The 12,898-nt window shown below is 43.2% G+C and carries 12 protein-coding genes; 2 read left to right on the top strand and 10 right to left on the bottom strand.

What is annotated here, in order from left to right; translation table 11 throughout:
* Nucleotides 1-25 precede the first annotated feature (25 nt).
* From murA to BR30_RS0129945, 5 genes are all read right to left on the bottom strand, one after another.
* A complete protein-coding gene (gene murA, locus BR30_RS0129965) occupies nt 26-1,336 on the bottom strand; it encodes a UDP-N-acetylglucosamine 1-carboxyvinyltransferase (protein ID WP_026568265.1) in 1,311 nt (436 codons plus the stop codon).
* A gap of 32 nt (nt 1,337-1,368) precedes the next feature.
* Nucleotides 1,369-2,148 carry a YwmB family TATA-box binding protein gene (locus BR30_RS0129960; protein WP_026568264.1) on the bottom strand — a complete coding sequence of 260 codons (780 nt, stop codon included), beginning with the start codon at nt 2,146-2,148 and terminating at the stop codon, nt 1,369-1,371.
* A 173-nt stretch (nt 2,149-2,321) separates the two neighbouring features.
* The gene (locus BR30_RS0129955; protein ID WP_026568263.1) at nt 2,322-2,564 is read right to left on the bottom strand and encodes a DUF1146 family protein; all 243 of its coding nucleotides are present in this window, start codon (nt 2,562-2,564) and stop codon (nt 2,322-2,324) included.
* Nucleotides 2,565-2,755: 191 nt separating this feature from the next.
* A complete protein-coding gene (locus BR30_RS34875; RefSeq protein WP_035446374.1) occupies nt 2,756-2,938 on the bottom strand; it encodes a hypothetical protein in 183 nt (60 codons plus the stop codon).
* A 63-nt stretch (nt 2,939-3,001) separates the two neighbouring features.
* The gene (locus BR30_RS0129945; RefSeq protein WP_026568262.1) at nt 3,002-3,322 is read right to left on the bottom strand and encodes a YflT domain-containing protein; all 321 of its coding nucleotides are present in this window, start codon (nt 3,320-3,322) and stop codon (nt 3,002-3,004) included.
* A gap of 199 nt (nt 3,323-3,521) precedes the next feature.
* Between BR30_RS0129945 and BR30_RS0129940 the strand changes: the two genes are divergently transcribed.
* Nucleotides 3,522-3,776: a GlsB/YeaQ/YmgE family stress response membrane protein gene (locus BR30_RS0129940; RefSeq protein ID WP_026568261.1), complete on the top strand. Its 255-nt coding sequence runs from the start codon at nt 3,522-3,524 to the stop codon at nt 3,774-3,776.
* Nucleotides 3,777-3,889: 113 nt separating this feature from the next.
* Here BR30_RS0129940 and BR30_RS0129935 read toward each other — a convergent pair whose 3' ends face one another.
* From BR30_RS0129935 to BR30_RS0129920, 4 genes are all read right to left on the bottom strand, one after another.
* Nucleotides 3,890-5,347: an alpha-amylase gene (locus BR30_RS0129935; RefSeq protein ID WP_026568260.1), complete on the bottom strand. Its 1,458-nt coding sequence runs from the start codon at nt 5,345-5,347 to the stop codon at nt 3,890-3,892.
* 28 nt (nt 5,348-5,375) lie between these two features.
* A complete protein-coding gene (cls, locus tag BR30_RS0129930; RefSeq protein WP_026568259.1) occupies nt 5,376-6,875 on the bottom strand; it encodes a cardiolipin synthase in 1,500 nt (499 codons plus the stop codon).
* Nucleotides 6,876-6,998: 123 nt separating this feature from the next.
* Nucleotides 6,999-8,048, bottom strand: a complete 1,050-nt coding sequence (locus tag BR30_RS0129925; RefSeq protein WP_331280819.1) for a CheR family methyltransferase — start codon at nt 8,046-8,048, stop codon at nt 6,999-7,001.
* Nucleotides 8,045-10,750, bottom strand: coding sequence for a CHASE3 domain-containing protein (locus BR30_RS0129920; protein WP_231507870.1), 2,706 nt, complete (start codon nt 10,748-10,750; stop codon nt 8,045-8,047). The genes BR30_RS0129925 and BR30_RS0129920 overlap by 4 nt, the downstream gene beginning before the upstream one ends.
* 298 nt (nt 10,751-11,048) lie before the next feature.
* Between BR30_RS0129920 and BR30_RS0129915 the strand changes: the two genes are divergently transcribed.
* Nucleotides 11,049-11,507, top strand: coding sequence for a Dps family protein (locus tag BR30_RS0129915; protein WP_026568256.1), 459 nt, complete (start codon nt 11,049-11,051; stop codon nt 11,505-11,507).
* 207 nt (nt 11,508-11,714) lie between these two features.
* Here BR30_RS0129915 and BR30_RS0129910 read toward each other — a convergent pair whose 3' ends face one another.
* Nucleotides 11,715-12,857 carry a PP2C family protein-serine/threonine phosphatase gene (locus BR30_RS0129910; protein ID WP_026568255.1) on the bottom strand — a complete coding sequence of 381 codons (1,143 nt, stop codon included), beginning with the start codon at nt 12,855-12,857 and terminating at the stop codon, nt 11,715-11,717.
* Nucleotides 12,858-12,898 lie beyond the last annotated feature (41 nt).

Below are 12,898 nucleotides of genomic sequence, written 5' to 3'. Positions count from 1 at the left end.
CAGATTAGATTAGATCCGAAACCACTTACGCATTCATATCCGATACAAGGTTTTGGACTTCTGTGAACGTTTCGTTTGCTTCGTTGATCCGTTCGATGTCGGCGCCTAGTCTTGCTAGTTTACCGTGGAAGTCAACATAACCGCGGTCTAAGTGTTTCAACTCAGTCACGCGTGTCATGCCTTCAGATACTAAACCAGTTAAAATCAATGCAGCAGCGGCACGAAGATCTGTCGCTGATACTTCTGCACCTTGTAAATTTGAAGAACCATTTAAAATAACGGAACGGCCTTCAATCTTGATGTCTGCGTTCATACGGCGGAATTCCTCGACATGCATAAAACGGTTTTCGAATACCGTTTCGGTAATCATCGAAGTTCCATTAGCACGAAGCAGCAATGCCATCATTTGTGATTGCATATCTGTAGGGAAACCAGGATGCGGCATCGTCTTGATGTCGACAGCCTTCAGACGATCGGTTCCGATGACACGGACGCCATCTTCTTCCTCACGAATCGTGATGCCCATTTCTACCATTTTTGCAATCAAAGATGATAAATGTTCAGGAACAGCGCCTTTTACCAATACATTACCGCCCGTAATCGCTGCAGCCACCATGAAGGTACCAGCTTCGATTCGGTCAGGAATAATATTGTGGTCTGCACCAAATAACACGTTTACCCCTTCAATACGAAGAGTTCCAGTGCCGGCACCGCGAACTTTAGCGCCCATTTTGTTCAAGAAGTTGGCAAGGTCGACGATTTCTGGTTCTTTTGCCACGTTCTCAATAATTGTTGTACCAACCGCAAGAGTGGCAGCCATCATAATATTTTCAGTGGCCCCAACACTTGGGAAGTCTAAATAAATCTTCGCACCTTGTAAGCGGCCTTTAACTTCCGCTTCAATAAAACCGTTTCCTACCTTGACTGTAGCTCCCATGGCTTCAAAGCCTTTGAGATGCTGATCGATAGGACGGGATCCAATAGCACAGCCACCCGGTAAAGCCACACGTGCACGGCCATTACGAGCGAGTAATGATCCCATGACAAGCACAGATGCGCGCATTTTTCGAACGTATTCGAATGGCGCCTCATCTTTTAACGCTGTGGATGCATCTACTACGACTGTATTGTTTTCAAACGACACTTCAGCATTTAGATTGCGTAAAACTTCATTAATTGTGTATACATCGGAGAGTGTAGGTACATCACGTAATACACTTTTTCCGTCACTTGCTAATAATGTTGCAGCGAGTACAGGCAGAACGGCATTTTTTGCGCCTTCAACTTTAACCGTTCCATCAAGCCTTTTTCCGCCGCGGACGATAATCTTTTCCAAGAGTATTCCCCTCCGCGTCCATTTTCTCTATATTAATATTCAATCGTAATGATTGGTGTGCCAACTACGATGGTAGTCTTACCGCCCAATCCTTCGGAGCGTATGCCAACTTGTAAATTCATGTTCTCTCGTTGATTCTCTATGGAGCCTGTAAACATCGGCGAATTGGCCGAAACAGACATGAAAGTCTCCTCTTTTAACGCTTCGATTTCTTTTGCTTTAAATCTTGACATCATTTGATTCATAGTCTTAGGTAAAGACTTATCCATCTTATCACCGACTGTACCTTTCATACAAGAGAAAACTGTTGGTTTTCCTCGAAATATGTCAGTTAGCCTAGTTTTAAATTGATTAGTGGTGAAAAAGGCCTTTGTCGCCGAATTCCACTCCTTACCAGAGATACTATATACTATATACGCATTAACAGGTTGTTTTGTGTGGGTTGCCATAATTTGAAGCATTTCGTTGTGGTGTTTAGATGTTGGAGATACTGCTGTTACTTCCCATTTTTGGCTGGTATTTTTAACAGACCATTCCCAATCAGGAAACTTAGCTTGAAGCTCTTTAGCGTAGTCCTTCACTTCCTGCTCACTTTTCATGCCATCCAAATGCTCTCTTGCATAAAAAGTCCATTCATCGAGCAAAATATTTTCGGATTGTAACATCGAGCCAATTTTTATTAAGTCCATTTCTTTTTCAAAAAAAGAACTAGCTCCGCCGCCATTTGCTTCACTTGTTTGGTTCCCAATTACAACCAAGATTACACTAATTATGATAACTACGCTCAAAAGGATTTGACTCTTTCTCTTCATCTCTACTCCCCCTTACTACCATTGTTACCAGGTAGAGGAGTAGCATACTTGGGAAATGTCGTCACTTTTAGACAAAGTTCCATGATCTATTGATGTTATTTTTCCACACAAAGACGATTGTACTCAATTTCTGAACAAATAGAAACATGTATGAAGACCTAAATTTTTTCCAATTAGCTATTTTGCATGATCAAAGGCAGCTGTCTCGACCATTGGAGATAATCAAGGAAAAAGTTACTAACAGATGAACCAATGATGATGGCTAATAATATGTAAAGTAACCGCGCCTGAAATACATGGCCCGCTTTCAGCAATTGATCCAAACGAATCGCTTGCAGGGCCCACCAGGAAATCGCTATAAAAATTAAATGTGACACAATACTTAACAATGCCATTTGTCCAAAATCATTTATCACCCTACAACCTCCTTTTTTCACACAATGTTTATTCTATCACAAACTTCGCCTTAATAGTTTCCTTTTCTATCCATTTTTTAAAAAATTCCTTTTTAATAAAAAATTCGCCCTCCACTACATTCTTAGAAGGCGAATTTATCGTACATTTGGGTCTGCTGACACGACCCCGTGATTTAATTCCACGCGGAGATTCAATTTACCTGATTCCAAACCCTGCCAAGATTTAATGGAACATATACTTTCTCACCGTTTATTTGCTTGTGAATGATTGGGTTTTGAAAGTTAGCATCTTGACAATGTTCCCTTCGCATTTTACGTCGTGCTCGAACGTTTCCTCCAAAAAAATCAGCCAAGTTCACTTTTGAAATTTTCATCACCTTTACCCCTTTCTTTGTGTTAGGGAACAAAAGGAAACCCTCTTGTTCCCCGCTTGAATTTTATTTTGCTGCCACAACCATGACTCTTCCTCGATCCAATTCCTTCTCAAAGTGTTGTGCCTCTGTATCCGTTATTCCTAAAGATTCCATTTTTGACCGCAGCTCGTCCCCGCGGGAACGAAAAACATTTGCGATGGAATCAAAGAATCCTTGTTCGTTTACTCCTATCTCATTGGTATCCAGCGACTCCGTCAAATCCTCTGAACGTTCTTTGCCGTGGGCCAATAAGTAAACCTCATCTTTGGTGAACCCTTGATTTAATAATTGTTCAATTTCTTGTTTGGCTTGAAGACCATTTTCCACTAGTTTGACCTGTCTCATTTAAACTACCTCCTAAATTTTTTGATTTCGTTAGTAAGTTGAAATGCTACGTGGTGTTAATTAGGTGTATAACCCTTTTAAAAAAATTGAAACCTTTATGTTGAAAAAATGATTTTTTTATCAAAAAATGTTTGGCCATTGAAGGACCGGGTATTACATGACTAAGTTCCACATTACTTATAGAAAGGGATGAATTTTCATGGGATTTATTTGGTCTTTAATAATCGGAGGAATCATCGGGTGGTTAGGAGGTCTCGTCATTGGACGTGATATTCCAGGAGGTGTCATTGGAAATATCATTGCCGGATTTATTGGTGCCTTTCTCGGATCAGTGATATTAGGCGATTGGGGTCCTGAAGTCGGAGGATTTTATCTAATCCCAGCCATCATAGGTGCGATTCTTCTCACATTAATCGTCGGCTTCCTTATGAAAAGTATGAGGCGGGAAGCTTAATTAATATGTTCACTCAGGAGACTGCCCATCACGCAGTCTCTTTTTATGTTTTTCACATAGAAAAAACACCTCGATAAACAAGGTGCTTCTGGTTTGACTCTATTTTAAAATAGCTATTCTTCAGGTTGTGCCCACACTGACACACTGCCGCTGTTAACAAGGAAAGTGGCAAATCCATCTTCTTCAATTTGAATCTGCTCGTCGCGTGTTCCTGTAAGGTCCACCCATATTTCTCCTGCCCGGTCTTCACCGACGAACATTCTTTTTTCACCATCGTCCTGATTAGAAATGAGGACAGCACAGCCTGAACGCTCCAGTTCCTCCAAGCCACGACGGACCCAGCCAATCAAATGAGGATCATCGAAATAATCTTCCTGTTCACCATAGGCTTTTTTATCACGAGCAAACAGGAGCGGATCAATTGCTCCCCTCTTTCCTTCAATTGGATCTTCTCCTCCAATGCCAAAATAATCTCCATAAAATATACTTGGATAACCATCCTTGCGAAGCAGAATAAGCGCATAAGCAGGCTGCTTAAACCAATCCTCCACCCATGATTCAAGGGCTTCGTTTGGCTGGGTGTCATGATTATCCACAAAAGTGACCGCATGTTCGGGATTTGTTTGAACCAAAGTATCATCGAAAATGGTTGTCAGATCAAAATCGGACCCGGCCATTGCTGCTTCGTGGAATTTATAATGAAGGGGAACGTCGAATAACTGGAGCTTGTACTCCACATTCTCCAAAAACGATTGGCATGCAGAAAGCTCTGGGACCCAAAATTCACCTAGAAAATAAAAGTCTTTTCCTCGCTGCTTCCTGACTTCATCTACAAATTTTTTAATAAAATTAAAATCAATATGTTTAATCGCGTCTAAGCGGTAACCGCTGCATTGTAATGTATCAGCAAGCCAGTTTCCCCACTGAATCATTTCCTCTTGTACATCTGGATGATGGTAGTCAATATTTGCAAACATTAAATAGTCGTAATTACCAAATTCATCATCAACATGGTCATTCCACTTTTTATCATCGCCGACCATCCGAAAAATTCCGGTTTTCTCTGTTTTTGCGTCGTAGTCGATACCATTAAAATGTTCAACTCCCCATTTGAACGCTGAGTACTTATCCTTTCGATTCGGGAAGGTGAATTTCGTATACCCCTCTATTTCAAACGGCTCAGAAATCTCATCTGTTCGGTCGTCCTGGCTCACTTCAATGACTTGAAATCGCTCGGTTTCATCTGCCCCACCTTTATGATTCATGACCACATCTACATAGACATGAATTCCATGAGTAGACAATGCGGCAATCGCGTCTAGTAATTCTTGCTTCGTTCCATATTTCGTGCGGACCGTCCCTTTTTGATTGAATTCACCCAAATCATAAAGATCGTATACTCCATAGCCCGTATCTTCTGCCGATTGACCTTTCGTTACGGGTGGAATCCACACCGAATTGATTCCTTTCAGTTTCAGTTCCGGCGCGATCTCTTGCAGTCGGTTCCAATGGGTACCATCTGCTTCAATATGCCACTCAAAAAATTGCATCATCGTATGGTTTCGTTTCATCGTTATTTCCCCTTTTTCTTGGCAATTTTTATAAAACGCCCGAAAATAGACGAGCAAAGGATTCCTTTACCTTTTCAGTAAACCGTCTTTTGTAAAATTCCACTGGGCGGATTCTCAAGCAATCCTCCAAGTCTTCCTCATAATGAGCCACAAGGTCTTGGATGGATTCAGTCCCTATTAAAAATAAATTCACCTCAAAGTTGAGACGAAAGCTGCGCATATCCATATTTGCTGTGCCAATCGTGGCGAGATCCCCATCCACAATCATCACTTTCTTATGAAGGAACCCCTTTTGGTACGAATAAATTTCGACTCCGGCACGCAACAATTCCGGTAAATAGGAACGCGTCGCATATTGGGTGAGAAAACCGTCATTGGTGTCAGGCACCATGATTCGAATTTGAATCCCTTTATGTGCGGCAATCCGTAGTGCCGTTCGAATGGCTGGATTGGGGACGAAGTACGGCGACGCTATCCAAATTGATTTTGTTGCACAGGAGATCATCGCATAATAATGGTCACTCATCCGTTTGGTTTCCGGGCCGGTGGCGACGACATGCACGAGACCGTCGCCGAGAGCAGGTTTTGGTTTCATATAGCGTTCATCCGTCACCAGCATTTCCCCGCTCACATACCGCCAATCTAATAAAAACACGGCATGCAGGGTTTGGACCGCTTCCCCTTCAAGAAAGACATGGGTATCACACCAGAATCCAAAATTCTCATCTTCCCCAAGATATTCGACCCCAATATTCAGTCCACCGACAAATCCTACCTTCCCGTCAATGACAATAATTTTACGATGATTCCGAAAGTTAAACTTTTGATTAATCAGGCCGCTTTTTATTGGTAAAAAAGGCTGGACCCTGATTCCTGCATCCTTCATTCTTTTAATCGCAGTGCTTGAAAGGGTGATACTTCCTACCGCATCGTACATCAAACGTACTTCTACCCCTTCTTGCACCCTATCGATTAAGATGTCGATGATTTCATTCCCTAACCGGTCATCTCGGAAGATGTAATATTCCAGATGGATAAAGTCCTTAGCATCGTGGAGTGCTTTTTTGATTTCTCTGAACGTTTCCTCGCCATTTTTTAAAATTTTGGTGTGAGTATTGGAATTCGTAGGTGTGGAAGTTGCCCGGTCTAAATAGTGAGTAAAATGGTGCTGATGATAATTTAACTGGGAAAAATCGACCTTCTCCGTTTTTTGGCTCATTCTATCAAACACTTCACGGTCCTTGATGCGCTTACTTTTAAAAAGATAGCCCTTTAATAATAATTGGCCTGAATAGACATAAATGATATAGCCAAGGATGGGCAAGAACACTAAAATATAAATCCATAAAAGCGTGTTTTGTGCGGTCCGATTTTCCAGCATTAACGAAAATACCGTGATGAAGATCATTCCCCCATAGATCGCGATGGAAATCACTTTCGACAGGAACGGAACGTCGGTAAAAAACACTAAATAGGCTAGCGCAACCATTAAAATGATAAAAACAAATTCCATCCTCCGTTTTTTCATCACATCGTTCTCCCCCAAAATTTATCTAGATACCCTTATGGGGTAATACCCGATTTATCCGGATATTAATCATACTGATAATGATAAAAAAAGGTGCCTGACACCCAATGTGGGCGTCGGCACCTACGCTTTTCTGTATATTCGTTCATGTGGATTAAATTCCACGTATTGCTTACCCTTTGGCATAAACAGGATCGATTCTTTACTGCCGAGGCCGATGAATCCACCTTCAGCAAGACTGTCGTAAAATAGGCCATGGACTTTCTGCTGCAAGTCGTTATCAAAATAGATCATGACATTTCGGCATAAAATCACATGAAACTCATTAAACGAACTGTCGGCCACCAGATTATGCTGAGCAAAGGTAAGGTTCTCTTCCAATTTAGGAGAAAAATAAGCAAACTGATGGTCAGTTGTATAGTACTCGGAAAAAGCCTTTTTTCCCCCTGACTTTAAATAGTTTTTCGTATATTGCTGCATTTTCTTTAGAGGAAATGCTCCTTTTTGAGCAGCGGCAAGGGCTTTTTCATTTATATCGGTTGCATAGATGGTGGTCTTTTTCGCCAGACCTTCCTCCAGCATCAAAATGGCCATCGAATAGACCTCTTCCCCCGTTGCGCAGCCAGCATGCCAAATCCGAATCTCAGGAAGCTCGCGCAATAACGGTACGACCTGGTTACGAAAGGCGGCGAAGAAACTAGGATCTCTGTACATTTCCGTCATCCGAATCGAGAGATCATTCAATAATCGCTCCAAATACGCTTGGTCGTGAAGTACTTTTTCCAATAAAGCCGTGATCGACGGAAGCCGCTCCGCCTTCATGCGATTCAATACCCTTCTAGTTAAGGATGCACGGACATATCCCCTGAAGTCATATCCGTACATTTGATAAAGACCCTCAAGCAGCAAATTGATTTCGATATTCTGCAACTCAGTAGGCACTATTGTTTCTGTGAATACATTGGAATCTGCCGGGGTTACCGGGGTTACCGGTTTTACCGGGTTGGTCAGGTTCACTGGGTTTACTGGGTTTACTGGGTTTACTGGGTTTACTGGGTTTACTGGGTTTACTGGGTTTACTGGGTTTACTGGGTTTACTGGGTTTACTGGGTTTACTGGGTTTACTGGGTTTACTGGGTTTGTCAGGTTCACCGGGTTTTTCATGTTCGTCAATCTTGATTCACCTGCTCTGTCAGCCACACCCGCATCAATGAGAATAGTTGGTCGATTTTTAATGGCTTCATAATATAATCAGACGCACCTGCCTCCATACACTTATCACGTTCTCCTTTCATGGCTTTAGCGGTCAGCGCAATAATGGGCAGACTTTCCATCTGCAGGTCGTGACGTATCACCTTCATTGCCTCATAGCCTCCCATCACCGGCATCATGATATCCATGAAAACCAGGTCAAAGTCGGCTTGTTCTTGTAAAATTCCGATGGCCCGCTTCCCGTTCTCAGCCACTTGAACCACCACTCCTTTTTTCTCAAGTGCCGTCACAAGCGCATATACATTCCGTCCATCATCCTCAACAAGAAGCACTTTCTTTCCTTTAAACAACCGTTCATCTGAAGTTTCAGCCTCCGTTCGATCAACGGACGGCGATTCTGTTTCTTCTATATATTCCTGTTCCTCGGTCATCTCACTAGCACTTGCCGCCACTTCCTCCAGCGCCAAGACTTCGAACAAATCATGGCTGACAGGCGCAAGCCGGCTCGGTATATATAAGGTGAACGTACTTCCCTTATCTTGCTCACTTTCGACTTCAAGCAGCCCGCCAAGCAAACGCGTAAATTCCCGGCAAATCGATAACCCAAGTCCCGTCCCGCCATATTGCCTGTTCGTGGTACCGTCGACCTGTTGGAAGGCATTGAAAATAATTTGCTGCTTATCAAGTGGAATGCCGATTCCAGTATCGGTGATAGCGATTGCCAGCACGACGGCTTCCTCTTGCAGGTCAGGCAATTCCTCGACTTTTTCAAGCGGAGCAAATTCAATTCGTACCGTGACGCCGCCCTGCTCCGTAAATTTGAAGGCATTGGATAATAAATTTTTCAAAATTTGCTGCAATCTTTGTCCATCCGTTGAAATGACAGGGGGAACATCTGGATGTGTGACCACGTCAAAGGTCAAATTCTTTTTTCGCGCAACGGGGTCGAACAGATTCCTGAGCGTCTGTGGAATTTCTGTTACGTTCACTTCGTCCGTCAAAATTTCAATTTTTCCTGCTTCAATTTTCGATAAATCGAGAATATCATCAATCAGCCTCAGCAAATCTCCGCCGGCCGTATGAACAACACCCGCGTATTCTTCTACTTCTGACATGCTTAACTCATTATTATTCTCCATCAGCATTTGCGACAGAATAAGAATACTATTCAATGGCGTGCGCAGCTCATGCGACATATTGGCAAGAAAATCCGTCTTGTATTGTGAACTCATCTGGAGTTTTCGTGAATAGTCTTCCAATTCATCCTTCGCTTTTTTGAGTTCCAGGGCTCGTTGGATGGCATATTGCTTCTCCTGCTCCAAATATCCATTGGCCATTTGCAGTTGATCTTGCTGCATTTGCAATTCTTCCGATTGTGCTTGGAGTTCTTCGGATTGCGCCTGGAGTTCTTCTGTTAAAACTTGGGATTCCCCTAGCAACCTTTCCACTTCCATTCTTCCCGTTACATTGGTAATCGCCGAACCGAATTTGTCTTGTAGCATATCAACTAAGGTAAGGTGCTGTGAGAGAAACGGCTGAAGCGCAGCAAGCTCAATCACGGCCTCTACCTTACCATCTACTAAAATTGGAGCAATTAATAGATTTCTTGGTGAGGAAGCCCCTAAGCCAGAGGTTACTTTGATATGTTCCTCCGGCAGCTGGTCAATCAGAAAGATTCGTTTATCGACGGCAGCTTGGCCAATCAGTCCTTCTCCCAATCGGAAACTCGCCGCTGCTGCTTCCTCATCTGCAACCGCATAGCCTGCCGCTTTGACATAATAGACTTCGCCCCCTTCATTTTTGCGAAGATATACCACACCAAAAGAAGCTTGAAGTAATGGAGCCAGTCTTGAAATAAACGACTGCGTCAAGTCCCTAATATCCGTAATCCCTTGATACAATGTTGAAATGTCCGCCATACTTTTCTGAATCCAATTATGTTTCTCCAGATTGCTGAGCAGATTGTTCATGGCCTCTGCAAGCTCCTGGGTTTCGTCATGAGTATTCACTTTCAACCGTGTCGTCAGGTCGATATCTGAATCGGAATCGGTGATCCCTTTAATCGTTTTTACCACCTGATTGATGGTTCGAACAATTGAATTAGACTGTAATATTGCCGCCGCGATGGTGATGAGTGTTACCAAACCAATCAGCGTATACAACGTCACTTTTAAATTTTGATTGTTTTGTTTGAGTTGACTGATTCGTCCTGCCATCACTTTCTTTTCACTGGCCAGAAACGAATCAAACTGCGTGCGGAGCTGGTCGGTCATTCTTTTTCCTGTATTTTTCTTAAAATGCTGGTCCAAGGCCGTTTGATTATTGGCTTTTTTAGCATTGATGACATATTCCCCAGAATTAGTCATCCAGCTCATAATCAGCGGTTTAATTTCCTCTAAACTACGCTGCTGCCTGCTGTTATCCTCTAACAAGGAATGAAGTTTATTGTAGTTATTCAGCCAGTTCCGACTCCCAAGATTATACGGCTCCAGATACTCCTCATTTCCAGTGATCGCATACCCTCTCATCCCGGTTTCCATGTCGAGAACATTTTTTTGAATCTGGTTCGTCAAATCGTGTACCTCTATATCGTGTCCGGATATGAAGTCCACCTCTTTCTGTAAATCTGCCATTCTATCAATCACGATGAGCAAGGATATCACCAAACAAATTAAGATGGTAAAGTACCCGGTAATGATTTTCGCACGAATGTTGTAGTTGAAGCCTTTTATTGTAACCGCCTCCTTGTAAAAGGGTCTATTAAAATATCCTTATTCTACCATACCTCTATATCCGTATCACCCAATTTAAAATTGGGAATTACCACCTAAACATTTCTTATTACCCGAATCTATTATTCTTGAAACCTCCTAGGAAAAAATTTTTTTCAAGGTTTCAACTGATGACGTCCAGGGTAAGGAATAGATATCAACACTATTCCAACAAACGGAGGTAATGAACATGGCAAAAGTAAAAGAAAAGAACAACTTAGTAACAGAGACTCTTAACACACAGGTCGCAAATTTTTCCGTGCTTTATATGAAGCTGCACCACTACCACTGGTATGTTAAAGGAGAAAATTTCTTTACACTGCACCCAAAATTTGAAGAATTGTATAAGGAAGCGGCGCTGCATCTTGATACCATCGCTGAACGAATGCTGTCGCTAGGAGCTTTGCCAACGGCGACCTTAAAGGAACAATTACAAATCTCTTCCATCAAGGAAGGCGAGGGCGACGAAAATGCTGAGGGAATGATCAAGAGCCTCGCTGATGATTTTAATACTGTCTGCACCGAACTGACAGAGGGAATCAGCCTAGCCGAGGACAACGAGGATCAACCGACAGCGGATCTGTTCATAGCCGTTCGCACATCCTTGGAAAAACACAGATGGATGCTTGAGGCCTATTTGGCCGAGTAGAATTAGAACTGGTTGGCGGGGAATTGTTCCCGGCTCCTCCAAAAAAGCAGGTGAGCGGGCACAATTAGCACCTATTTGTTCCCGGCTCCTCCAAAAAGCAGGCGGGCAGGCACAATTAATCCCCCCTCCGCAACCACCAGTTTTTCCAGCAACCCCTACCAATTAGTAAACAGGGTGTCAGCTTTCCCGCTGACACCCTTGTATTTTTTAAGCATTCGTCGAAATCATGACCAAGCAAAGGTCGTCCTTTGGGGCATTGTGCGGCTCCAGACTTGGCTGCAGCTGATGAAGGAACGAATCAGGATTGTCTATGTCTTTCGCTTGTATGGTGCTGATGAGCTTAGCTATCGCATCCTCATAATCCTCCTCCAGCCATTCTGACAGCCCATCGGTAAAAAGCAGCGTCCGCGCTCCCTGCTTGTAAGGAATAACGCCTTTGGTTACATCGATATCTTCAAAAAATCCAAGAGCACAGCACCCTTCCGTCAGAAGCTTCACTTCATCATCGACGATGGCGATTCCCGCTGGATGACCAGCATTGACATACTCGATGGTTTGCTTTTCTGTATCGAGCACCAGGTAAATTGCGGTGAAATAATAGTTAATCAAATGATCGGGCATCTTCAGCTGATACATGCGCCGATTCAGTTCTCTCATGACCCGCTCCGGATCACACATCCCTGTAATCGTATCCTTCAATGCCGAATATATGTACATACATACGAGTGAGGATGAAATTCCATGCCCCATCATATCAAGCAAAATCACGCCATACCGATGTTCGCTGATTGGATACCAGGCATACAAGTCTCCAGCCAGCTCAAAGGAAGGCTTATAGATAGCCGAAATCGAAACATCCTCTTCTTCAATCGGATCACTAAGGATGCTTCCTTGCACCTGCTTAGCTAGGTCCAACTCATATTGCAGCCGTATATCTCTTTCCTTCCGTAAGTCCTTCTCTTGCTTTAATCGAAGGATGGAACGCATCCGCGCCAGCAGCTCCACTTTATTAATGGGTTTGAGGACATAATCGAGGGCCCCTGCATCCATCGCCTCGGCCATTTTATTGGAATCTCCCATGGCTGTAACGAAGATGATGGGCAGGTCCGAATACCTCTCATCCGCAAGAACCGTTCTACACGCTTCCATTCCGTCAATTTCCGGCATCATCAGGTCCATTAGGATTAAATCGAACGGAACTTCCTCGCCATTTACCGAATCTAGTTGCAAACATTGATATAATTCCTTGGCAGATGTCAGCAGAACCAGCCTATTATAGCCAGCCTTACGCAGAATTTTCTCGATAATCATTAGATTGGTCCGATTATCGTCAACCACCGCAATTTTCATGGCCATAGCGTTCCCCCCTTTCCTAAGCGTATTTCCGTTTA

It is taken from the genome of Bacillus sp. UNC41MFS5 (assembly GCF_000686805.1).
This window is presented reverse-complemented; position numbering and strand designations above follow the sequence as displayed.

Excerpts from the sequence above, each read along its gene's own strand:
- BR30_RS0129960 (WP_026568264.1), bottom strand. The coding sequence starts at position 2,148 with ATGAAGAGAAAGAGTCAAATCCTTTTGAGCGTAGTTATCATAATTAGT.
- BR30_RS34875 (WP_035446374.1), bottom strand. The coding sequence starts at position 2,938 with ATGAAAATTTCAAAAGTGAACTTGGCTGATTTTTTTGGAGGAAACGTT.
- BR30_RS0129945 (WP_026568262.1), bottom strand. The coding sequence starts at position 3,322 with ATGAGACAGGTCAAACTAGTGGAAAATGGTCTTCAAGCCAAACAAGAA.
- BR30_RS0129940 (WP_026568261.1), top strand. The coding sequence starts at position 3,522 with ATGGGATTTATTTGGTCTTTAATAATCGGAGGAATCATCGGGTGGTTA.
- BR30_RS0129935 (WP_026568260.1), bottom strand. The coding sequence starts at position 5,347 with ATGAAACGAAACCATACGATGATGCAATTTTTTGAGTGGCATATTGAA.
- cls (WP_026568259.1), bottom strand. The coding sequence starts at position 6,875 with ATGAAAAAACGGAGGATGGAATTTGTTTTTATCATTTTAATGGTTGCG.
- BR30_RS0129915 (WP_026568256.1), top strand. The coding sequence starts at position 11,049 with ATGGCAAAAGTAAAAGAAAAGAACAACTTAGTAACAGAGACTCTTAAC.
- BR30_RS0129910 (WP_026568255.1), bottom strand. The coding sequence starts at position 12,857 with ATGAAAATTGCGGTGGTTGACGATAATCGGACCAATCTAATGATTATC.